Origin of the sequence: Mesorhizobium sp. B2-7-1 (genome assembly GCF_006440735.1) — a bacterium.
Classification (GTDB): domain Bacteria; phylum Pseudomonadota; class Alphaproteobacteria; order Rhizobiales; family Rhizobiaceae; genus Mesorhizobium.
The window spans coordinates 16,944-39,020 of the sequence record NZ_VFUA01000013.1; the positions used below are offsets into that span (position 1 = coordinate 16,944).

A 22,077-nucleotide genomic window follows, 5' to 3' on the forward strand; every position below is an offset into this window, starting at 1 on the left:
ATGCTCGATTTCCGCCATTTGGCGCAAAAGGCCATCTGGATGGGCGCGGCGGAAGACTTGCCTGCCGGGCCAATCCGTCCGACACGTGGATCAAAGACGATTCGAGGACAAAACCATGGAACCAATCTGGGCGGTCGGCCTGATGACCGGCACGGTGCTCGACGGCAATATCGACGTGGCGTTGATCAAGACGGATGGCGAGCGCATCGCCGACACCGGCACCTACACGCTGGCCCCCTACCCGCAATCGATCCGTGCCTTGCTGGAAGAGACGCTGCGCCAGGCGCGCGCCTGGAATTTCGAGGGACCGGAGCCGGCGATCTTTCGCGAAGCCGAAGAAGCGCTGACGCGCGCGCAGTCGGCTGCGGTCAGAGACCTGGTCGAGAGCCAGGGCATGAGCATGGCCGATATCGGCGTCGTCGGCTTCCATGGGCAAACCGTGCTGCATCGCGCGCCGCAGCCGGGCAAGATCGGCAGGACTCGCCAGCTGGGCGACGGCGAACTGATGGCTTCGCTGCTCGGCGCCAAGGTCGCCTATGATTTCCGCTCGGCCGATGTCGCGGCCGGCGGGCAAGGCGCGCCTCTGGCCGCCGCCTACCACGCGGCGCTGCTGAAGGAGACGGACGCCAGCGGCGACACCGCCGTGCTCAATCTCGGCGGCGTCGGCAACATCACCTGGTGGGACGGCAAGGGCGATATCGTCGCCTTCGACACAGGGCCGGCCAATGCGCCGGTCAACGACTTCATCAAGGCGCAAGGGCTCGGCGAGATGGACCGGGACGGCAGACTGGCCGCAGCCGGCAAGGTCGACGAGGAAAGGCTCGCCCGGCTGCTCAAGCATCCCTACCTCACCAAGCCCTACCCGAAGTCGCTCGACCGGTTCGACTTCACTGCGGCGATGGCAGAGGGGCTCGGCGCGGAGGATGGCGCGGCGACGCTGACGGCCTTCACCGTGTCGGCCGTCGGCAAGGCGCTCGACCTTTTGCCGCGCCGGCCGAAGCGGCTCGCGGTGAGCGGCGGCGGCCGCCACAACCCGACGATGATGGCAATGCTCGAAAGCCGCGCCGACGTCGAGGTGGTGCAGGCAGAGACGCTTGGATGGAAGGGCGACGCGGTGGAAGCGGAATGTTTTGCTTTCCTCGCCGTGCGCGTGCTGCGCGGCCTGCCGATCAGCTTTCCGAGCACCACCGGCGCACCTGAGCCGATGCGCGGCGGAAAGCTCGCGGGTTAAGGCAACTTCTTCTGCAGGAAGATGCGGCTGCGGCCGGCGGGAAAGTCAGGCAGTTCGCCGAACGGCCTGTAGCCCTGGCGCCGGTAAACCTTCTCGGCGATGGGATTGAAGGTGTCGATCCAGGCGCCGTGGCAGCCACGTCCGATCGCCTCTTGTTCGGCAGTGTCGAGCATGCTGGCGGCCATGCGGCGGCCACGTAGCCTTTCGTCGACCCACAGCCACTGCACATAGAGCCAGCCCCAGGCGGTGTAGCCGGAAATGCCGGCGACGATGTCGCCATGCTCGTCGCGCACGATAACCGCGAGCGGCTTCCGGCCCGATGCGCCAACATCGGCATCGTTGAAGGCACTGAGACTCCCACTCAGGAAAGCGAGGTCCTGCGGCAAGGGCTCGGCCGTGACTTCAAGGGTCGTCTTCATCGCGCTTTTCGCTCCGGCCGATACTGCGCCAAGCCATATCGAAGGAGCCACGGCGTCGGCAAGCCAACCTCGGCCCTGAAAATAATTCCCACACCACGTATCCCGGAGCGCGCGTCGTACGTCCTAGGAGCGTCACCACGCAACAGGAGAAACTTCGATGAGGAAATTGATCGTCGGCAGCTTCATTTCACTCGACGGCGTTATCGAGGCGCCGATGAACTGGGCGTCGCCCTTTTTTGTCGGAGATGCGCTGGAACATTCCTATCAGAAGGCCGGCGAGGCAGAGTACTTCCTGCTCGGACGCGTCACCTACGAGTTGTTTTCCAGCCGATGGCCGCAGATCCAAGGCAAGTATATGGACCGCATGAACGGGATGAAGAAACTGGTCGCATCGCGGACCCTGAAAGAGGTCGGCTGGAACGCTTCCCTGATCGAAGGCAACATTGTGGAGGGCCTCGCCGCGATCAAGGCGCAAGGCGGCGGCGACATACTGAAATACGGCATCAGCCAGCTCGACCAGACCTTGCTCGCCAGCGGGCTGGTCGACGAATATCAGCTGTCCATCCTGCCGACACGTGTCGGCTATGGGAAGCGCGCCTTCCAGGATGTCGACCCATCCCTGGTCAGGTTGGAGCTCACGGACACACGCCGGTTCGAGAGTGGCATCGTGACGCTGACCTATCGCGTGCTGAAATGATCTTGGCGCGCACGTATCCTTTTCCCGCTGCCATCCGTCCTGGAGTCGGCCGGCGATCATGCCGGTCGGCGAGCACGGAGACCATCGGGCTATGTTGAAGACCTACGCAGGAAGCTGCCATTGCGGCAAAGTGCGGTTCGAGGCCGATATCGATCTCAGCCGGGGAACCGTCAAATGCAATTGCTCGACATGCGCCAAGACGCGCTCCTGGGTGGGCTTCGTCGGTCCGCAGCACTATCGCCTTGTGTCCGGCGCCGAGGCGCAGACCGAATACCAGTGGACCCCGCCGGGCCGGGAGGCGCCCAGCGTCCAGTATCATTTCTGCGCGACCTGCGGCGTGCGCATGCCGGCGCGTGGCGACGTTCCGGCGCTTGGCGGCATCGTCTACGCCATTCCGATGGCGGCTCTCGACGGGATAGACCCGGAAGAACTGGCGGCGGCGCCGGTGATGCATGTCGACGGCAGACATGATCGCTTCGATCGGACTCCCGACGACATCAGGACGATGTAGCATGGCGGACCTTGCCTCACGGGAAGCGCATACGGAGTTCGTGTCGCCATGACGATGCAGCCAAGACTTGAGCCTAGCGGGCTCTTCGACATTCGCTACGCCGCATTCCTGGAAACGGTTGCGCATCTGCGGGAGCGGCTGCACCGCTATTGCACGCGCATGACTGGCTCGGCGCTCGACGGTGAGGACGTCATGCAGGAAACGCTGTTCGAGATCTATCGCAAGATCGAGAAGATCGACGATCCTGGCGCGCTTCGTTCATGGATGTTTCGCACCGCGCATAACCGCTGCATCGACTTCCTGCGCAACCGGAAAACGCGCCAGCGCGCCGAGGCCAATTTCGCGGTCGATGAGATCGTCATGCCGGGCGAGCTCGTGGGCCAGAGCGCCGGTCGCGCCATAGAACGGCTGGTGATCCACCTGCCGCCGAAGGAGCGCGCCTGCATTCTGCTGAAGGACGTCTTCGACCATTCGCTGGAAGAGATAGCCGATCTCGTCGGCTCGACGGTCGGCGGCGTCAAGGCGGCCTTGAGCCGCGGCCGCGCCAAGCTGGCCGCGCTGCCGGGCCAGCCGGCCGTTCGCCCGGAGCCTTCGCCGGATCCCGAGCTGTCAAAACTGCTCAACCGCTATGTCGAACTCTTCAACCGCCGTGACTGGGACGGCGTGCGGGCATTGACCAGCGCCGACGCGCAATTGCGGGTGTCGGACTGCTTCAGGGGGTCTTTGTTGGATTCGATCTATTTCGTCGAATATGAAAAGGGCAAGGACAACTGGAAAATGGCGATCGGCGCGGTCGATGGCGAGATCGTGCTGCTCGTGCTTCACCGCGGCGAAGCCGGCTGGGAATCGGCCTATCCGGTTCGGATCGAAGCGACCGAGGGTGCCGTCATTCGGATCAGCGACTATTATGCGTGTCCGTGGCTGCTGAAGGTGGCACGCATGGTGACCGTTGCGAACCCAGACTGATCGGTCAGCCCGCTGACCGCCAAGCCGCGGCGGCCGCCGCCACCAGCATCAATCCCGCGGCGATCAGAGCGCAGTTGGCAAAGCCGAGGCTCGTGTAGAGCGGGCCGAAGCCTGCCGTGCCGATTGTGACGGCCAGATAGGTGACTGCGCTGTTCAGCCCCATGATGGTGCCGCGTCGCGACGCGTCGAGGGCGGTCAGGCGCATGACCAGCACGTTGAGCCCGAAATGGTTGGCGAGGCCCCAGACGGCTATTGACGCAAGCAGCAGGCCGAAGCCGCCGCTCGCCAAAGCGATCGCGACGTAGACGGCGGCGACCAGCAGATAGGCGAAGGGCATGACGCGGCGCGCGCCGAGCCGGTCGATGACACTGTCCAGTAATGCGGCCGCGCCGAAGCCGAGGCCATAGGCGACCGCCGCCAGGCCGTTGGCGCTGACCGGCTCGTCGAGAGACTCGTGCAGATGGTCGCCGAGATAGCCGTAAACGCCATAGAAGGCGGTCATGAAGGCGCCGCAGGCAATGAGCAGCGGCACTATGCCGGGAACGGTGAGCGCGCCGAGCGGCGAAGGCGCCGGGCCGGTTTTCCTGGTGTCATGCAGCGAGCTCATCGCCAGGCCGGCAACGGCCGCTCCCGCCAGCAGCGCCACGGCCGCGAAGACGGCGCGCCAGTGGATTAGGTCGGCGATCACGGCCGACAGCGAGACACCGGCGACCATCGAGAGCGTCCAGCCGGTCAGCACCACGCCGATGGTGCCGCTCTCGCGGCCGGGCGGGGCGATCGCGGCCGAGCTGGCGTAGATCGCCGGCATGGCGATGCCGGCAGCAATGCCGGCAACGAGTTGCGCCGTGACGAGCAACACGACCGTCGGCGCCAAAGCACTGGCGACGAGCGCCAGAGCCAGCAACAAGAGTGCGCCCTGCAACATGCGCCGCGCGCCGATCCTGTCGATGTAGCGGGCGAGGAAGAGCGCGCTGGCGGACGTGCCGAGGCCGAAGGCGGCGGCCGCTGTCATCACCGCCGGCACGCTGGTCCCGAACGATGCAGCCACCGCCGGCGCGATCGGTCCCAGAACCAGCGAGTTGGAGCCGATAACGGCGATACAGCCCGTCAGCAGATAGGCGGCGGCCGGTATCGGCGCCCGAGGCGCGCCGGTCATAATTGCAGATTGATTGGTGTTCGACATATCTCCATAATGGCCGAACTAAATTCCGCAGCAATGGAGAATTTCCATATGAACGCAGAAACAGATGACATTCAGCGGAACAAGCAGCCGGTCCGTGAGATCGACCCGATCGACCGAAAGATATTAGGCGTCCTCGTGGAGGACGCGACCATCAGCTATGCCGATCTGGGCGAGCGCGTCGGCCTCTCGCCGCCGGCGGCGCATGAGCGGGTCAAGCGGCTGAAGCGCAGCGGCGCTATCCGCGCCACCTCGGCGATCATCGATCCGAGGGCGGTGAAGAAGCCGCTGCTCGCCTTCGTGCATATCGACACAAGGGGCTGGGGCAAGACGCCGGAGCTAATGGCGGTCTCCAAATATCCGGAGGTGGAGGAAATCCACACGGTGGCCGGCGACACCTGCATGCTGCTCAAGGTACGCACCGAGGACACGCGGGCGCTGGAGGGATTGCTGGCCCGCCTCTACGACACGCCCGGCGTTACCTCGACGCGCAGCTATGTCGTGCTGTCGACCTATCTCGAGCGTCCGGTGCAGCCGGAGATCACGAGCGAGTGGCCGGCACCGAAGCACATGGCAAACCCGATGTATTAGGCCGCCGCCAACTGACGGCGCCTGGCACGCGCCAGCAGGTAGAAGGCCGCGACATGTGTGATCATCAAAAGCGGCACGTAGAGGATCGGGATCGCATAGGTCGCGCCCAATTGCCCGGCGTGGCCGGGAAGGTCGAGCACGACGCCGTGGTAGTAGTCGCCGGCAAGGTCGACCACGCCCACCACATTGAAGGCGACGACCAGAGGCCAGAAGATCGCGGGCCTCGCCGCCAAGAGCAGCGCCAACATGGCGAGCAGACCGGTGGCGAAGTCGCCATAGGCGGCGAAGCTTGCGAAGCCAGGAGCAAGGTCGGGGCCGACCGCGCCCGGAATGAGGAAGACGAGCCCGAAGAAGCGGAAACTGTGCAGCGTGGCGATGGCGCGCTGCGCTTCTGCCGGCTCCATCGATCTCAGTCTTGGCCAGACATAGGCGGCGAAGCAGAGCAGCCACGGCACGTAGCCCAGTGCGAGATGAATGTTGAAGATTACGGCCGGTGACATCTTCGCCTCCCTCAATGTTAGTTTTCGCAATTCCGGACGGAAAACCGCTGAACACTTTTCCTGGAATTGCTCAGTTGACCGGAACGGCCTCGAACACCGCCGTCAGGATGCCCAGCCGTCCCTCCATCAGATTGCGTCCGAGATTGGTGGCGAATTCGGCGAAACCCTGCCCCATGACGACGCCGAGATTGAGCGAAGGCGGCGGCCCGGAGGCGCGGAACTCGGCAAACCAGGCCTTGGCGGCAGCCGTGTCGTCGCGGCGGACGAGCGTGCCGAAGCCGGCGGCTTCGATCGCTTCGCAGGTCGCGTCGGCCGGCAGCAGAAAGCTTTCACCCGGCGTCCTTGCCCAAGGCACCGGATAGTGTGGGTCGCCGCCGTTGAGCACGACGTCGAAGGTCGCGAATTTTCCACCCGGCTTCAGCACGCGCCTGATCTCGCGGTAGAGCAGCGGCCGGTCGGTTATGTTCATCGCCACATGCTGCAAAAGCGCGGCGTCGAACATGCCGTCCTTGAAGGGAAGCGCCAGCGCGCTGCCGGTTTCGAACGACACTTTGCCGTCCTGCCCGGTTCGCGCGGTCAGATAGCGCGCGGCCTCGACAAAGGGGGCGCTGAGGTCGACGCCGGTTACCTTGCAGCCATAGGTCGCCTCGAGGAAGCGAGCCGGCCCGCCAACGCCCGATCCGACGTCGAGCACCGACATGCCGGCGGTAATGGCGGCGAGATTGGCGAGTTCCGCTGTCGCGACCAGCCCGCGGGTGTGGAACTGGTCGAGCGTCGCCAGTTGCTCGGGCTTCAACCGCCCTTCCTCAGGGCCGAAGACCGCCAGCGCGGTCCTCAATCGATCGGTCAATCCTGTTGCGCGATAGTGATCGCGCACGCGGTCCAGTTCATCGGTCATTGCCACTTCCCTTTGATGTTCCAGGTCACGCAAGAGATATGGCGGCTTTCTGCGAGCGACTATCCGCGATAATGTCGACGGGTCATGAAGCAGAACTTCACAGTCAGGCATGGCGCCCTCGACGGCGTCGAAGCATTCTTGAGCGTCGCCAGGCACCGCAATTTCCGCAAGGCGGCGGCCGAGCTTGCCGTCACGCCGTCAGCGATCAGCCAGGCGATACGCACGCTCGAGGCGCGCATCGGTGCTGCGCTCTTTATCCGCACGACGCGCAGCGTCGGCCTGACGGAAGCGGGTGAGCGCTTTTTCGCCCGCGCTCGGCCTGCCTTCGAGGAGTTGATCGCCGCGAGCGAGATCGCGCGCGGGATTGGCCAGCGGCCAGCCGGGCTGTTGCGCCTTTCAGTGCCGCCGGCCGTCGTGCCGATGCTGCTGGAGCCGATGATCGCCTCCTTCTGCCAGGCCTATCCCGAGATCGAGCTGGAGATCGTCGCCAGCGGCGAGTTGGCCGATCTCGCCGCCGAAGGATTCGACGCCGGCATCCGCATGGGCGATCTGATCGCGCCCGACATGGTCGCGATCCGGCTGACGCCGTCCTTCCCGATGATGGTCGTCGGCAGTCCCGATTATCTGCGCCGGCGCGCCACGCCTGAGCGCATCGAGGACCTGCGCGACCACGCCTGCCTGCGCCTGCGCCGCTCGAACGGCTCGGTTGCGCCCTGGTCCTTCATCGACGGCAACAAGACGATAGAGGCAATCGTCTCGGGACCGCTGATCGCGCATGACTATCCGTCGCTGCTCGGCGCGGCGATCCAGGGTGTCGGGCTGGCCCAGGTGCCCGGTCCGATCGCCGAAGCGCCGATCGCCGATGGACGCCTGCAGGCGCTGCTCGGCCGCTTCGCGGTGACCACGCCGGGCGTTTTCCTCTATTACCCGGAACGGCACCAGGTGCTCCCCAAATTGCGCGCCTTCATCGACCACATCAGGCAACCGGCCGGCGCCCCGAAGCGACCGAGCGGGCAGAAGCAAAATTGACGTCTCATGGCGTCGGCTGTGTTCGCGGATATTCGAGCTGCATGGCGACGAAATCCGTGGTGCGTGCGCCGTAGCGCGCCGTGATATTATCGAGCGTCCGATCCAGGGCCTTTGCCGGCGGCACGTCCACCATGGCCTGCACCTTGCGATCCACCGGCCAGTCGGCTGCGACCCGATCAGGCAGGATGCGGATGCCTTCGCGACTGACGACGGCGCCATCCTTCGCGGCAAAGGTGACCGCGCCGGAACGAAAGGTTCGCGACCATGCGTCCGCCGCAAGCGCCAGCGACACCTCGTCCATGCCCGGCGTCAGCGGGATGCCGAGTTGCTCGTGGTTGAAGAAAGCGAGCGTGTTGCCGATCGCCGTCAGCGCGAAAGGCCGGGTGAATTTGAAGGCGCCGCTGTCATGGCGCGCGTCCCAATGGTCAAGGCCGAGATCGCGGGCGACGGCTTCGGCTTTCTCATGGCCCGCAATCGCCTCGATCAAGGTCAGCATCATCGGCATCGACGCGGTGATGCCGGTGGTGGTCGCGACATTCCCGTCGACGACGTAGCGACGGTCGGCGACATAGCGGATCGTCGGATGTTTCTGGCGCAATTCCTTCAGCGAATACCAATGCGTCGTCGCACGCTTGCCATCGAGCAAGCCGCTGGCGCCCACCACCGTGGCGCCGACGCAGACGCCGATCACCATGGCCCCCTTGGCCGACTGCGCCCTGATCCATTTCAACACGTCCGGATCGTCGTCGCGCATCATGGCGGGAACGATGACGTAGTCGGCGCCTTCCGGATGCTGGGCGTCGAAGGCCGCCGTCGTCGCATCCGGTTCGACGCGTAGGGCCGGGTGCAGTTGAACCGGTCCCGGCCGTGTCGCCAGCGCGACGACATCCGCGACGTCGGCGCGGCGCAGGATGCCGTATGGCATCAGATAATCGGTGGTCTCGGTGCCGTCATTGACGCCGATAATCGCGATCAGCGGGCGAGGCCGTTTCGGCTTCAGCGCCGCGAGTGTGGCCTCGGCTTCCCTGGCGTCAATCGCCGGCTGCACCGCGGCCAGCGACGCGGAAGGCAGCGAAAGCAGCCAGCCGGCGCCGACCACCGCGAAAATCAGCAGGACGCCGAGGACGCTCCACAACACGACACGCAGGCTCATGGCTTGGTCCTTCCAGTCTTTAACGCTTGACCGGCAACCTAGCTCCGTTAGGTTTTGGCCGAAATGACATATATCGGGCAAAAACTGCCATGCGGGCGATAGGCATCATCATCCATCCGGGTTTCCAGTTGCTGGACGTCGCCGGCCCCGCGGCGGCCTTCGAGCTGGCCGAGCACTATCAGCCCGGCAGCTACAGGCTGGATATGCTGGCGCCAGGCGGCGGCGAGGTCGAGAGTTCGTCCGGCATGCGGTTGGCGGCACGACCTCTTTCCGATGCCGGGACGCTCGACACGGCCGTCATTTCCGGCGGCGAGATCATCCGTTCGATGGCCGCGGCCCAGGAGATCGTGGTGTGGCTGCGGCTGGCAGAAGTGCGCCGGACGGCAAGCGTGTGCACCGGCGCCTATCTGCTGGCGGAGGCAGGGCTGCTCGACGGACGCAGCGCCACCACGCATTGGTGGAGCACCGACGATTTCGCCCGCCGCTACCCGAAGGTGAAGCTCGATGCCGAGCGCATCTTCATCCAGGACGACGGCGTGTGGACATCGGCCGGGATCTCCGCCGGCATAGACCTGGCGCTGGCGCTGATCGAGGACGATCTCGGCCCGGCGATCGCGCGCCGGACCGCGCAGCAGCTCGTCGTCCATCAGCGCCGGCCTGGTGGGCAGTCGCAATTTTCAGGGCTTGTGGAATTCGGCGGACGGTCAGGCCGCTTCGTCGAGCTGATCGAATGGATGCGCGCAAGGTTGGCCGAGCCTTTAACCGTCGAGCGCCTCGCCGACCGCGCTGCGATGAGCCCAAGGCATTTCGCCCGCGCTTTCACCACGGAGACCGGCGCCACACCGGCCAAGGCCGTCGAGCGGCTGCGCCTCGAGGCCGCGCGCATGGCGGTGGAAACCAGCAGCGCGCCGCTGGATCATATCGCCGAGGCTAGCGGCTTCGGCGACGCCGGGCGCATGCGCCGTGCTTTCATGAGGAGCTTCGGCCAACCGCCGCAGGCGTTGAGGCGCGCGGCTGTGAGGCCCTGAGAAGCACGGCGTCAGCCGGAGCGAGACGCTATCAGCGCTTGGATGCGCTCGGCGTCAGCAGGCGTCGCGGGGTTGTAGACGATCATGCCGAGCTCGGGGCGTCCGTCGACCGCGAAGACCGAGAACTCCAGCTCGATCAGTCCGATATCGGGATGCCGCAGGCGCTTCACGCCCTCGCCATGGGCCGGAACGATGTCATTGTCGCGCCAGAGCGCCTCGAATTCCGGACTGATCCGGCAAAGCTCCTCGACGAGCTGGGTGATTTCCGCGCCTGCGCCTGCCCGCGTGGCATCCGCCCTGAAGGATCCGACCACGAAGCGCGCGACACTCTGCCAATCGTCCTGCGCGTCGCGCACGCGGGGATTGCCGAACATCAGGCGCAGGATGTTGCGCTGCTCGCGCGGCAGCTTGGAATAGTCGGTCAGCATCGCGGCCGCGGCGCGATTCCAGGCGACCACGTCCCAGGTTGCGGTCTTGATGATCGCAGGGCTGGGGTCCAAGGCGTCAAGGACGCGTTGCAGACGCGGCGTCACGCTGTCGACGTTTCTGTAGCGGACTTCCGGCGGCCGGCCGAGCCCCAGCATGAACAGATGCTCGCGTTCGGGCTCGGTCAGCATCAATCCCGTCGCAATGCGGTTCAGCACATCGGCGGACGGAGCGCCGCCCCGCCCCTGCTCCAGCCAGGTGTACCAGGTCGGGCTGATATTGGCGCGCTGCGCCACCTCCTCGCGGCGCAGCCCTTGGGTGCGCCGCCGCCCCGTGGCGAAGCCGAACGTGGCCGGATCGAGGCGCATGCGGCGATCGCGCAGGAAATTGCCGAGCTGGTTGACGGTCTGCGCAGGCATGGTGATCCTGTTGACTATTATACCATGATAAGGTCACTACTTTAACAGGATGATTTATAGCGCAAATAAGGCCTCCGAACAACCACAGGAGACCTCCCATGCGTGTATTCCTTACCGGCGCGACCGGCTTCATCGGTTCCAGGATCGTGCCTGAACTTCTTGCAGCCGGCCATCAGGTGCTCGGCCTGACCCGCTCCGACGCAGGCGCGCGCGCGCTTGCCGCCGCCGGCGCCGAGCCGCATCGCGGCGACATCGAAGACCTCGACAGCCTGCGCGACGGCGCGTCGAAGTCGGATGCGGTGATCCACACCGCCTTCGACCACAATTTCTCGAATTTCGTGGCGAATTGCGAGAAGGACAAGCGCGTCATCGAAGCGCTGGGCGGAGCGCTCGCCGGCTCGGACCGGCTGTTGATCATCACGTCGGGTGTCGGCATGGGCTCTGGCGAACATGGAGAGCCGGCGAAGGAAGACGTCTTCAACACCGAACATCGCAACCCGCGCATCCTGTCCGAGCTTACCGGCGCGGCGATGGCCGAGAAGGGCGTCAAAGTATCGGTGGTGCGGCTGCCGCAGGTGCATGACACGGTGAAGCAGGGGCTGATCACGCCACTGATCGCGCAGACGCGCGCCAAGGGCGTGTCGGCCTATCTTGGCGAGGGCCGCAACCGTTGGTCGTCGGCGCATGTGCTGGATGTCGCGAAGCTCTACCGCCTGGCGCTGGACAAGCAGGAAGCCGGCGTGCGCTACAACGCCGTCGCCGAGGAAGGCATTGCCATGCGCGAGATCGCGGAAGTGATCGGCGCCGGCCTCAACGTGCCGGTGGTCTCGCTGTCGCAGGAAGAAGCGGCGGACCATTTCGGATGGCTTTCCATCTTCGCGGGCCTCGACATGCCAGCGTCCAGCGAATGGACGCGTGCGCATCTCGGCTGGCAGCCGACCGGACCTGGCCTCATCGCCGACCTCGAGCGGATGGATTATTCGCAAGCCGCCGCGGCTTAGCGCCATGTCTCTTGGCGGTTCGGCGATCCAGCTGAACCGCCTCATGTTCCTAAGCGCGCAGCAAATCCGCCAGGCTGTCCGACTTCTCGACCTTGTCGGTGAGATCCAGTCCCGACAAAAGGTCGACCAGATGGCTGTTCATCAGGGCGGCCGCGTCGGCGCTGTCGCCGGCCTCGATCGCATCGACCAGGGCGTGATGGGCATGCTTTTCGCAGGTGGCGTCGCGGCGCTTCCAGTAGAGCGCGATGATCAGCGAGGAGTGCGAGACGAGGTCGCGCACGAAATTGGTGAACACCGAATGCGCCGCGATCTCGGCAATGCCGACATGGAAGCGCGCCGACAGCATGATGGCGTCGCTGTCGCGGCCGTCATGCAGCGCCTCGTGCTCCTTCTCCAGATGCGCCCGCAATTGCACGATGTCTGACGGCACCGCCGTCCTGGCGGCAAGTGCTGCCACCTTGGGTTCGATCAGCGCCCTCGCCTCGAACACTTCCCGCGCCTCGGTCTTCGAGGGCTGCGCGACGAAGGCGCCGCGATTTGGCTCCAGCCGGGCCAGCCGGTCATGCGCGAGCGCCTGCAAGGCGGAGCGAACGACGGTGCGGCTCACCGAATAGATCGAGGCCAGTTCGTCCTCCGGCAGCTTGGTGCCTGGCGCGAGACGATGGCTGACGATGGCATCCCTCAACCCATAATAGATCGGCGACCAGCGCGCCGCCGGCTTGTCGTCTCGATCTTCTTCCCTGAGTACCGTCAACATACTTTCAATGCGCAGGCCCGAAATGGCCCGATCTGCCCCCAAATCGCCGGCAGCCCGTCCAATCTAGTATCGCTCGCGCGGCGGTCAATCCCACCTGTCCGGCGCCGGCCGTCCGGCGGCATGAAGCCGCCTAGACGATCTCGGCTTGCGTGGGCGACAGCGGTGCGAACATGCCGGCGAACCGCTTGCCGCGCGGAGCCGCATAGCCGCCGATCTTCGATGTCTTCAAGCCGACCTTGAACAGGCTCTCGGCCAGCGTGACGGCGCAGACGACGCCGTCCAGCACCGGAACGCCGTGCTCCTCGGACAGGCTGTGCGCAAGGTCGGCCATGCCGGCACAGCCAAGCACGATCGCTTCGGCCCTGTCCTCGCTGATGGCGCGCGCGATCTCCTGCGAGATCCGGTGTCTTGCATTCGAGCCCGGACGTTCGAGCTCGAGCACGGCGACGTCCGACGAGCGCACCTTGGCGCAGCGCGACGCGAGGCCGTATTTCGCCAGATTGTGCTCGATCGCCGGAACCGAACGGGCAAGCGTGGTGACGACGCTGAACTTGCCGGCGACGAGGCTCGCCATATGGAACGCCGCCTCGCCGATGCCGATGACGGGAGCCTCGGTGGCGCAGCGCGCCGCGTCCAGCCCGGTGTCGTCGAAACAGGCGATGACATAGGCATCGGCCGCCGGCGCCTTGCCCATCTCGGCGATGATGCCCGGAATGGCGAAGACCTCGTCGAAATAACCTTCGATGCTCGGCGGGCCGTCGGCCGGATTGACGGCGACGATCTGGGTCGAGCCGGAGGCGACACTCGCTGCCGCCTCGCCGATCTTGGCGGTCATCGATTGGGTGGTGTTGGGATTGATGACGAGAATGCGCATTCCAATCAGCCTCAGATCTCGCCGCCGAGATAAAGACGCTTGACCCGGTCGTCGGTCAGCAATTCGGCGGAGTTGCCGCTCAGCGCGACACTGCCGGTGGTCAGCGCATAGGCGCGCTGCGATATGCGCAGCGCCATGCGCGAATTCTGCTCGACCAAAAGCACGCTGACCTTCTCGTCGCGGTTGATGGCGACGATCGAGCGGGCGATGTCCTGGACGAGCTTGGGCGCGACGCCGAGCGACGGCTCGTCGAGCAGCAGGAGCTTCGGCTTCGCCATCAGCGCGCGGCCGATGACCAGCATCTGCTGCTCGCCGCCGCTCATCGTGCCGGCAGCCTGCGAGAAGCGTTCCTTCAGCCGCGGGAAGCGACCCAGCACCATCTCCATCGACGCGGCGATCTCGGCCTTGCTGGTGCGGGTGAAGGCGCCCATCAGGAGGTTGTCCCTGACCGACATGAAGGGGAAGACGCGGCGCCCTTCCGGCACCATGGCGATGCCCATCTTGACGATCTCGTCGGGGGCCGCGCCGTCGATGCGCTTGCCGCCATAATGGATTTCGCCAGTCCTGATCTTGCGCAGGCCGGTGATGGCGCGAAGGATCGACGACTTGCCGGCACCGTTGGCGCCGATCAGCGCGACGGTCTCGCCCTCATTGACCTCAAGCGAGACGCCCTTCAGCGCATAGACGTGGTCGTAATAGAGCTCGACATTGGCAAAGTTCAGGATCTGGTTCATAGGCCGATCGCCTCGTCTTCGCTGCCGAGATAGGCTTCGATCACCTTCTCGTCGGCCTGGATTTCCGACGGCGTTCCCTCGGCGATCTTCTGCCCGAAATTGAGCACGACGAGCCGGTCCGAAATCTTCATCACGGCCGGCATGTCGTGCTCGACGAGCAGGATGGTCAGGCCGCGCTCGCGCAGGCGCCGCACCATTTCCACCATACGCATGGTCTCGTCGTGGTTCATGCCGGCGAAGGGCTCGTCGAGCAGCAGGATGGACGGGTTGGTGGCGAGGCCGATGGCGATGCCCAGCGCCCGCAAATGGCCATGCGGCAGGTTGCGGGCAGTCTCATTGGAGAGCGAGGAGAGGCCGAGCAGTGTCAGGATCTCGTCGGCCGATTGGCCGAAGGCCGCTTCGTCCGTCTTCGCCGCGCCGGTGCCGAGGAAGAAACCGAAGAGGCTCGCCTTGGAGCGCAGATGGTGCGCGATGATGACGTTGTCGCGCACGCTCATGTTCCTGAAGATCGTCGTTTCCTGGAAGGTGCGCACCACGCCCCTGCGGGCGGCGATATGGGGAGCAAGACCAGATATGCGTTCGCCCTTCAGCCGCACTTCGCCCGTCGTGGGCTTGAGGAACGACGAGATCAGCTTGAACAAAGTCGACTTGCCGGCGCCGTTCGGACCGATCACCGACAGGATCTCCTTCTCGCGCACCGAGAAGGAGACGTTGTTGACCGCGACGAGACCGCCGAAGCGCTTTGTCAGGCCGGAGACTTCGAGCATTTCGGCCATGGCTCAACCCTTCTTCCGGGTCATTTCGGCAAGGCTGAGCAGGCCGTTGGGCAGCACCAGCATCAGGACGATCATCAGGCCGGAATAGATGAGCAGCTGGAACTGGCCGGTCTGGAACAGGAGGTCCCAACCGAAATAGAGCACCAGCGTGCCGAGCATCGGTCCGAACACGTAACCCAGGCCGCCGAGGAAGCAGTTCAGCATGAAGTTGACGGAATCGGTGACGGTGAAGCTCGACGGGTAGATCGACTGCGAGATGGCGGCAAAGATGGCGCCGGAAACACCGCCGAAGAAGGACGAGACGGCATAGGCGATGACGCGCAGATAAGCGATGTTGACGCCGATCGAGGAAGCAAGCTCCTCATTCTGCTGAAGCGACTGGCAGAGCTTGCCGATGCGCGAATTGACCAGCCGGTACATGACCGCGAAGCAGACTACCATCACGGTCACCGCCAGCAGATAGAAGGCGAGCCGCGAATTCTGCAGCGTGGCGAAATCGGGGATCAGCGTGACGCCGAAGACCGACAGCGCGCCGGGCAGCGGGATGCTGACGATGCCCTTTGCTCCGTTGGTGATCGGCAGCGCCAGCGCGAGCAGCCGCGCCACCTCGGTCAACACCAGCGTGACCATGGCGAAATAGACGCCGCGCAGGCGCAGGATCGGCAGGCCGATCAGCACGCTGGCAGCGGCGCAGAACAGCCCCGCGACGGGCAGCGTCAGCCAGAACGACCAGCCATGGTTCATCACCAGTATGGCCGAGACATAGCCGCCCATCAGCGCATAGGCGCCCTGTCCGATGTTGATGCGGCCGATATAGAAGGTGAGCCAGACACCGGCGCTGGCGATGCTGAGCAGCGCCACCGAGGTCAGCGTGTAATAGAGGTCGAAGCGGCCGCTCGACGAGATGGCGGCCGGCACGGCGACAAAGACGATCGCGAGGAAGGCGACGACCGCGGCGATCCTGGTGTTGCGATTGAGGGTCATTGCGCGATCAACCCCACGGCTTGCCCATCAGCCCGTTGGGACGGACCGACAGGAACACCATCAGGGCGGCGAAGATGACGAGGTAGGTCACGTCGCCATATTCGCGCAGCACGGTGAGGCCGACCGACTCCATCATGCCGAGGATGAAGCCGCCGGCGATCGCGCCGCCGACGACGCCGGCGCCGCCGATCATCACCATCAGGAAGGCCTTGATCGAGATCGGCCCGCCAATGCCGGAATTGACGCCGGTGATGGTGACCAGAAGCCCACCGACGACCCCCGCGAGCATAGCGCCCATGGCGAAGCCGATCATCGAGTAGCGGTCGACGCGGACGCCCATGAGCTGGGCGGCGACGCGGTCCTGGGCGAGCGCCCGCATGGCGCGGCCAACCCGGCTGTATTGCATGTAAAGGACGAAAGCGGCGATGAAGATGATGGCCAAAGCGCCGACGACGAGCCGGTCATAGGGCATGATGATGCCGGCATCGTTGAAGACGCCCTTGACGATCTTGGGAACGCCGCGCTGCTTTTCGCCGAACAGAAGCAGGATGACGGCGTCGAAGAAGAAGGCCGTCGCAGCGGCGAGCAGCATGGTGCTTTCCTCGCGGTGGCTGCGCCTGATGACGGTGCGGAAGAGGAATTTCTCCATCAGCGCGCCGATGACGGCGAGCGTGACGCCGGAGGCGAGCAGCGCCACCACGAAAGGCAGCCCGAGCTGGCCATAGATGGTATAGGTGATGAACCCGCCCAGCACATACATCTGGCCGTGGGCGAAATTGAGCACGTTCATCAGGGCGAAGATCAGGGTCAGGCCCAGCGCGATCAGCGCGTATTGGGCACCGAGATACAATCCGTTGGCGATGACCTGTTCCATGGATACCTTCGATCTTCCGCGGGGTCCGGCCTATCGTCCGGCCCCCGCGGCAAGCTTGAGGAAATGACGTTCGAAGGTAACGCTAGTCGACGGAGCCGACGAACAGGGTTTGGAAAGCGCCATCCTTGTATTCGTTGACCACCATCGGCACCGAGAGCTGGCGCTTCTGGCCGAACGACGTCGTGCCGACATAGCCCAGCTTGGCGTCCCCCTTGAGAAAGGGATTGGGCGCGGTGAAGGTGTCCATGGTCTTCTTGAATTCCGCGACGTCATTGATGGCGGCAGGATTGGCCTTCAGCGTGTCGATTATGTATTCCAGCGCGTAAACCTTGGTGTTGGATTCATCGTTATATTCGCCGAACATCTTGGTGTAGCGGGTGACGAACTCTTTCATCGTGTCGGAGGCGATCTCCGGCGTGGAAGCGCCGCCGACGGAGATGAAGCCGTTGGCGTATTCGCCGGCGCCTTCCTCCAGAACCTTGGCGTCCTGTGCCGTTTCGGTCGAGATCAGGCCTTCATAGCCGAGCTCGCGGGCAGCGCGGATGAGCAGCGGCGCGTTGGCCGGCGCCACGCCGGACAAGACGAGCAGGTCGGGCTTCAGCGCGACGATCGGCGTCAGCACCGGCGTGAAGTCGCGGGTGTCGTTCTGGTAGGTGTCGTTCTGGGCGACGATTTCGAGGCCGAGCGCTTTGGCCGCCTCGACGCCGCCGTCACGCTGGCTGAGCGGATCGGACTCATTCGCGGCGACAAAGGCGATCTTCTTCACGCCTTTGTTTTCCTTGAGGTATTTGTAGATCGCCGGACCGGACTGATAGTTGGCGATCATGCCGAGTACGGCATTGGAGGCCGGCTTCTGGTAGAGCGCCTTGGGGAAAGCGTAGGGGAAATAAATGATGCCGTTGGCCTCGGCGACCGGGCGCACCGCGGCAGCACCGTCATCGACATTCGGGCCCACGACATAGTGGACGCCTTCCTGCGCCATTTTCTCCATGCCGGCGATGGCACGCTTGGGATCCTTCTGGTCGTCGAAGGTGACGATGTTGACGTTGTAGGTGTCGTTGCCAATCTTGACGCCGCCTGTCTCGTTGATCCAGGCGGCGCGGGTCTGCATCGAGCGCACGTTCGAGGTGCCCCAGGCGGCCGCCGGACCGCTGGTGACGCCGACAAAACCGATCTTCAGTTCCTTGTTTTCAGCCTGCGCATACGAAATGCCGACAGCGGCAATCGCCAGGGTCGAGACGGCGCCGAGCGCCATTGATTTCAAAGTCGAGCGACGGTTGATCATAGCTACAGTTCCCCTTGGTTATCGCGCTTTGTGTTTTGCTCGTAGGCTGCGCGTATAGCGTAAGGGAAACCGGCTGCGGCATATTGTCAACATCTTTCTTCAGTATTGTATACAATATTTTGACCGAATGTGTGCGATGACCTGCCAAGCCCTTACAGGATCAGTATTCAAGGAGGCCTGGTCCGGGCGACGAAAGCCACCCCAGCGACTCGGATAAGTTCGTAAGGACCATAAACGCAAAGAGGGTCGAGGCTTATGGCCCCCGTGGGATCCTACTTCCCGCAATAGTGGTCGTTGATATCGTTCACGGCATTCGCGTCCGGTCCGACGCGGTGATACGCGCAGGCGCCCGCCGCCGTGTTGGTCATCTGCTGGTCGTAGTAGCGCGGACCGCCGAACAGCGTCTCGATGATGTCGTCGCTGGCCGGGACATAACGCTCCTGTTCGGTGACGCGGTGGCGATGCTCGCCGGCGGCAGCCGGGCCCATCATCGCGGCTGCGGCGGCAAGCGTGAGCGCGGCGATTGCAAAATGTTTCGTCACGGCAGCGACCTTCTGGCAATTTGGATCTGCAGCATATCCAAAATCGCCAGCGGAGCAAAAGTTCCCATTTCCCTGCTTTCGACCCGGCTAGTGCAGATGTCGCAGCTTGTCGGGATTGCGCATGACGTAGATCGCCGTGATCCTGCCGTCCTCGATGTCGAGCGCCGTGGTCTGGAGCTCGCCATCGACCTCCAGCGTGACAAAGCCGGGCAGGCCGTTGATGAAGCCGTAACGGACCAGCTTCGAGCGGTTGTCCTTCAGCCATGCCGCCACGACCGCGTATTGCGTCATGACCGCCTCGAATCCGAGCGCCGGCTCGGTCGCCGCCGGGCGCTTGCCGCCGCCGTCGGCGTGGGCGGTGACATCGGCGCTCAGCATCGCGCCAAGCGCTTTCATGTCGCCGCTGCGCGAGGCGTTGAAGAAAGCCTCGGCGATCTCCAACCCGCGCTGCTTCTCGACCTTGAAGCGCGGCCGCGCCTCGCGGACATGCTCACGCGCGCGGGCGGCAAGCTGGCGGCATGCGGCGGGGTCCCGCTCGATCTCGGCCGCGACTTCCTCGAACTGCAGGCCAAACACGTCATGCAGCAGGAAGGCGGCGCGCTCGAGCGGCGACAGGCGCTCCAGCGCCAGCATCAGCGGCAAGGTGACGTCGTCGGCCTCGTCTTCCTCCACCAGCGGCTCCGGCAGCCAGGGGCCGACATAGGTCTCGCGCTGATGGCGCGCGGATTTGAGCTGGTCGAGGCAAAGCCGCGTGACCGTGCGGCGCAGGAACGCCTCGGGCTGGCGCACCTCGGCGCGCTCGGTCCGCATCCGGCGGATGAAGGCCTCCTGCACCACGTCCTCGGCATCGGCGACCGAGCCAAGCATACGGTAGGCGACCCGCATCAGCTTCGGGCGCAGCGGCTGGAATTCCGCCGCCGCGCCCGTGAAAGCCGGCTCCGTCGTCAAGCCGCAGCCGCCTTGTTGGCGGCCTGGACGGTGGCCTTATTGGCAGCCTTGATGGCCGCCGGATCGACAAAGCCGCCGAAGCCGACCGCGATGCGGTTCCAGCCATTGATTATGTTGATCATCAATGTGAGCTTCACGCGCTCCTCCTCGGAGAAATGCTCTTCCAGCGCTTCATAGGCCGCCTCATGCGTATGGCCTTCGCAAATCCTGGTCAGCGCCTCGGTCCAGCCGAGCGCGGCGCGCTCGCGGTCCGTATAGCACGGCGCCTCGCGCCAGGCCGACAACAGATAGATGCGCTGCTCGGTCTCGCCGCGCTCGCGGGCATAGGTCGAATGCATGTTGATGCAGTTGGCGCAGCCATTGATCTGCGAGGATCGGATCTCGACGAGCTCGGCAAGCACCGGATCGAGGCTGCCGGCGATGGCCAAAGAGGCGCGGTGCCACTCCTTCATCAGCGAAGGGGCGGCGGCAAGGGGGTCAAGTCTGACAGTCATGGTCGGTTCCTTTCGTTTGTTTCCGACTTCAAGACGAGCGAGGTTTCGTCTGATGTGACATGGTGCCGAAATTTTATGCGCCGCCGCCGTCGAGCAGTTGCGCTGTTTTGATTCAAATAGCCCGCCGCAGCCGAAAAATAACGGCGGCCGCAACGACGGATTCTCGACAATGGCCGGAGCCGATGGCGGCTATCTTGTGCGCTTTCAGCCCGAGGCTACCGGCCCGGGACGCATGGGAATGGACGCCGGACATGACAGCCAGAGTGATCGTCCTCGACGCCAAGCCGCTCGGCACAAGCGATGTCGCCGAGATCGCGCGGCGCAATGCCCGGCTTGTGCTCGGCGAGGAAGCCATGCGCCGCATCCGCGCCAGCCGCGCCCTCATCGAGCACCTCACCCAGCTCGGCAAGCCGCTCTACGGTGTCACCACCGGGCTTGGCGCCTGTGTCGACACGCCGCTGGCGCAGGCCGACCTTATCGCCTTCCAGCACAGCGTGCCGCTCAGCCACTCGATGGGCGCCGGACCGTCGCTGCCGACCGAGGCGGTGCGGGCGCTGATGGTCGCGCGCATCTGCGGCATGGCAACGGGCGGCACCGGCACCTCCGAGGGCGTCGTCATGGGCCTGGTCGCGGCGCTCAATGCCGGCGTCCATCCGGTCATTCCGAGCTGGGGCTCAGTGGGCGCCGCGGATCTCGCGCCGCTCGGCCATCTGGCGCGGGCGCTGCGCGGCGACGGCGAGAGCGAGTACCAGGGCAGGATCATGCCATCGGCCGAGGCGCTCAAGCTCGCCGGGCTCGAACCCCTCGACCTGCGCGAGAAGGACGGCCACGCCATCATCGTCGCCAACAGCCTGTCCACAGGAACGGCCTGCCTCGCCCTCGAGGAGGTTGCGTGCCTGATCGACTGGTCGCTGGCGGCGGTGGCGCTGAACTACGAGGCATTCCGCTCATCGCTCAAGGCCATCGACCAGGACGCGCTGGCGGCGCGGCCGGCCTTCGGCCAAGTCGAGATCGGCGCAAGGCTGCGGGCGGAGCTTTCAGGCTCCGGGCTGTGGCAGGAGAACGCCGCGCGGCGCCTGCAGGATCCGCTCAGCTTCCGCTGCGTGCCGCAGGTATGGGGTGGCCTGCTGCATGCCTATGAGCAGGCGAAGCTCGCGACGGAGATCGAGCTCGGCCATTCCGGCGACAATCCGGTCATCCTGCCCGAAGCCGAACGGGTCGTCTCCAACGGCAATTTCGACCTCACCGCCTTCACGCTGACCTGGGAAAACCTCGGCCAGGCGCTAGCGCATTGCGCGGTCGGCACCGCCAACCGCTCGATGAAGCTGATGTCGCCGACGGTGGCGGAGCTGCCGCGCTTCCTGTCAGCCAGAGGCGGCAGCCGCCAGGGCTATGCCGAACTGCAGAAGCCGGTCGCGGCGCTCGAAGCCGAAATCCGCCACCTCGCCAATCCGATGTCGCTCAGCCCTCTCCCCATCTCGGACGGCGTCGAGGACCAGTCGTCGATGGCGCCGCGCGTGGTGGCCAAGACGGCAGGGATCATCGAGCGGCTGCGCTATCTGGTGGCGATGGAGCTGATCTTCGCCGCCACCGGCGTGGAACTGCGCGGCGTGCTGGACAGCATGGGCGAAGGCCCGAGGCGCAGCTATGACGCCGTGCGGGCGCTGGTCGCCCCGCTCGACGACGACCGCGAGATGAGCGCCGACATGGCGCGCGTCGCGCGCATGGTGGCGGGGCCGCGGCTGTAGCGAGCCAGGAGG

General features: G+C 65.0%; 25 protein-coding genes. 9 read left to right on the plus strand and 16 right to left on the minus strand.

The genetic code is table 11. The features are described from left to right. The first annotated feature begins 115 nt into the window (after positions 1-115). On the plus strand, positions 116-1,231 hold the full coding sequence (locus FJ471_RS07775) for an anhydro-N-acetylmuramic acid kinase (protein WP_140802589.1): 1,116 nt from the start codon (positions 116-118) through the stop codon (positions 1,229-1,231). Here FJ471_RS07775 and FJ471_RS07780 read toward each other — a convergent pair. Beyond that, on the minus strand, positions 1,228-1,650 hold the full coding sequence (locus FJ471_RS07780) for a GNAT family N-acetyltransferase (protein WP_140802590.1): 423 nt from the start codon (positions 1,648-1,650) through the stop codon (positions 1,228-1,230). The genes FJ471_RS07775 and FJ471_RS07780 overlap by 4 nt on opposite strands. Before the next feature lie 157 nt (positions 1,651-1,807). On the opposite strand from FJ471_RS07780, the gene FJ471_RS07785 reads away from it, so the two are divergent. The 3 genes from FJ471_RS07785 (at position 1,808) to FJ471_RS07795 (ending at position 3,824) form a co-directional block, all read left to right on the plus strand. Further along, entirely contained in the window at positions 1,808-2,347 is a 540-nt protein-coding gene (locus tag FJ471_RS07785; protein ID WP_140802591.1) for a dihydrofolate reductase family protein, read from the plus strand. A 91-nt stretch (positions 2,348-2,438) separates the two neighbouring features. Then, positions 2,439-2,858, plus strand: coding sequence for a GFA family protein (locus FJ471_RS07790; protein WP_140802592.1), 420 nt, complete (start codon positions 2,439-2,441; stop codon positions 2,856-2,858). A gap of 48 nt (positions 2,859-2,906) precedes the next feature. After that, positions 2,907-3,824, plus strand: a complete 918-nt coding sequence (locus tag FJ471_RS07795) for a sigma-70 family RNA polymerase sigma factor (protein WP_140802593.1) — start codon at positions 2,907-2,909, stop codon at positions 3,822-3,824. Positions 3,825-3,828: 4 nt separating this feature from the next. Here the strand turns inward: FJ471_RS07795 and FJ471_RS07800 are convergent, their stop codons facing one another. Continuing rightward, complete coding sequence (locus FJ471_RS07800; RefSeq protein WP_140802594.1) at positions 3,829-5,007, minus strand: MFS transporter; 1,179 nt, start codon at positions 5,005-5,007, stop codon at positions 3,829-3,831. Between the two features lie 48 nt (positions 5,008-5,055). Between FJ471_RS07800 and FJ471_RS07805 the strand changes: the two genes are divergently transcribed. After that, complete coding sequence (locus tag FJ471_RS07805) at positions 5,056-5,595, plus strand: Lrp/AsnC family transcriptional regulator (RefSeq protein WP_140802595.1); 540 nt, start codon at positions 5,056-5,058, stop codon at positions 5,593-5,595. Here the strand turns inward: FJ471_RS07805 and FJ471_RS07810 are convergent. Beyond that, positions 5,592-6,095, minus strand: a complete 504-nt coding sequence (locus tag FJ471_RS07810; protein WP_140802596.1) for a hypothetical protein — start codon at positions 6,093-6,095, stop codon at positions 5,592-5,594. The two genes, FJ471_RS07805 and FJ471_RS07810, sit on opposite strands and share 4 nt — an antisense overlap. 70 nt (positions 6,096-6,165) lie before the next feature. Beyond that, positions 6,166-6,993 carry a class I SAM-dependent methyltransferase gene (locus FJ471_RS07815; protein WP_140802597.1) on the minus strand — a complete coding sequence of 276 codons (828 nt, stop codon included), beginning with the start codon at positions 6,991-6,993 and terminating at the stop codon, positions 6,166-6,168. 84 nt (positions 6,994-7,077) lie between these two features. On the opposite strand from FJ471_RS07815, the gene FJ471_RS07820 reads away from it, so the two are divergent. Continuing rightward, positions 7,078-8,022 carry a LysR family transcriptional regulator gene (locus tag FJ471_RS07820; RefSeq protein WP_140802598.1) on the plus strand — a complete coding sequence of 315 codons (945 nt, stop codon included), beginning with the start codon at positions 7,078-7,080 and terminating at the stop codon, positions 8,020-8,022. 4 nt (positions 8,023-8,026) lie between these two features. Here FJ471_RS07820 and FJ471_RS07825 read toward each other — a convergent pair whose 3' ends face one another. Then, positions 8,027-9,175: a DJ-1/PfpI family protein gene (locus FJ471_RS07825; RefSeq protein ID WP_140802599.1), complete on the minus strand. Its 1,149-nt coding sequence runs from the start codon at positions 9,173-9,175 to the stop codon at positions 8,027-8,029. A gap of 89 nt (positions 9,176-9,264) precedes the next feature. Here FJ471_RS07825 and FJ471_RS07830 point away from each other — a divergent pair, with 89 nt between their 5' ends. Then, on the plus strand, positions 9,265-10,203 hold the full coding sequence (locus tag FJ471_RS07830) for a GlxA family transcriptional regulator (protein ID WP_140802600.1): 939 nt from the start codon (positions 9,265-9,267) through the stop codon (positions 10,201-10,203). Positions 10,204-10,214: 11 nt separating this feature from the next. Here the strand turns inward: FJ471_RS07830 and FJ471_RS07835 are convergent, their stop codons facing one another. Continuing rightward, complete coding sequence (locus FJ471_RS07835) at positions 10,215-11,048, minus strand: helix-turn-helix transcriptional regulator (protein WP_140802601.1); 834 nt, start codon at positions 11,046-11,048, stop codon at positions 10,215-10,217. A gap of 98 nt (positions 11,049-11,146) precedes the next feature. Here FJ471_RS07835 and FJ471_RS07840 point away from each other — a divergent pair, with 98 nt between their 5' ends. Further along, complete coding sequence (locus tag FJ471_RS07840) at positions 11,147-12,049, plus strand: SDR family oxidoreductase (RefSeq protein ID WP_140802602.1); 903 nt, start codon at positions 11,147-11,149, stop codon at positions 12,047-12,049. Between the two features lie 49 nt (positions 12,050-12,098). Here the strand turns inward: FJ471_RS07840 and FJ471_RS07845 are convergent, their stop codons facing one another. The 10 genes from FJ471_RS07845 to FJ471_RS07890 all read right to left on the minus strand — a co-directional run bounded on the left by FJ471_RS07845 (position 12,099) and on the right by FJ471_RS07890 (position 20,317). Beyond that, entirely contained in the window at positions 12,099-12,806 is a 708-nt protein-coding gene (locus FJ471_RS07845) for a GntR family transcriptional regulator (protein WP_140802603.1), read from the minus strand. A gap of 130 nt (positions 12,807-12,936) precedes the next feature. Beyond that, positions 12,937-13,680: an aspartate/glutamate racemase family protein gene (locus tag FJ471_RS07850; protein WP_140802604.1), complete on the minus strand. Its 744-nt coding sequence runs from the start codon at positions 13,678-13,680 to the stop codon at positions 12,937-12,939. 11 nt (positions 13,681-13,691) lie between these two features. Next, entirely contained in the window at positions 13,692-14,414 is a 723-nt protein-coding gene (locus FJ471_RS07855; RefSeq protein WP_140802605.1) for an ABC transporter ATP-binding protein, read from the minus strand. Further along, on the minus strand, positions 14,411-15,190 hold the full coding sequence (locus FJ471_RS07860) for an ABC transporter ATP-binding protein (RefSeq protein ID WP_140802606.1): 780 nt from the start codon (positions 15,188-15,190) through the stop codon (positions 14,411-14,413). The genes FJ471_RS07855 and FJ471_RS07860 overlap by 4 nt, the downstream gene beginning before the upstream one ends. A gap of 3 nt (positions 15,191-15,193) precedes the next feature. Then, a complete protein-coding gene (locus tag FJ471_RS07865) occupies positions 15,194-16,174 on the minus strand; it encodes a branched-chain amino acid ABC transporter permease (protein WP_140802607.1) in 981 nt (326 codons plus the stop codon). A 7-nt stretch (positions 16,175-16,181) separates the two neighbouring features. Continuing rightward, complete coding sequence (locus tag FJ471_RS07870; RefSeq protein ID WP_140802608.1) at positions 16,182-17,048, minus strand: branched-chain amino acid ABC transporter permease; 867 nt, start codon at positions 17,046-17,048, stop codon at positions 16,182-16,184. Positions 17,049-17,130: 82 nt separating this feature from the next. Next, positions 17,131-18,333: an ABC transporter substrate-binding protein gene (locus tag FJ471_RS07875; protein ID WP_140802609.1), complete on the minus strand. Its 1,203-nt coding sequence runs from the start codon at positions 18,331-18,333 to the stop codon at positions 17,131-17,133. Positions 18,334-18,605: 272 nt separating this feature from the next. Then, on the minus strand, positions 18,606-18,824 hold the full coding sequence (locus FJ471_RS07880; RefSeq protein ID WP_140802659.1) for a hypothetical protein: 219 nt from the start codon (positions 18,822-18,824) through the stop codon (positions 18,606-18,608). A 138-nt stretch (positions 18,825-18,962) separates the two neighbouring features. After that, a complete protein-coding gene (locus FJ471_RS07885; RefSeq protein WP_210242001.1) occupies positions 18,963-19,760 on the minus strand; it encodes a sigma-70 family RNA polymerase sigma factor in 798 nt (265 codons plus the stop codon). A 59-nt stretch (positions 19,761-19,819) separates the two neighbouring features. Then, positions 19,820-20,317, minus strand: a complete 498-nt coding sequence (locus FJ471_RS07890; RefSeq protein WP_140802611.1) for a carboxymuconolactone decarboxylase family protein — start codon at positions 20,315-20,317, stop codon at positions 19,820-19,822. Between the two features lie 251 nt (positions 20,318-20,568). Between FJ471_RS07890 and hutH the strand changes: the two genes are divergently transcribed. Further along, on the plus strand, positions 20,569-22,065 hold the full coding sequence (gene hutH / locus FJ471_RS07895) for a histidine ammonia-lyase (protein WP_140802612.1): 1,497 nt from the start codon (positions 20,569-20,571) through the stop codon (positions 22,063-22,065). Positions 22,066-22,077 lie beyond the last annotated feature (12 nt).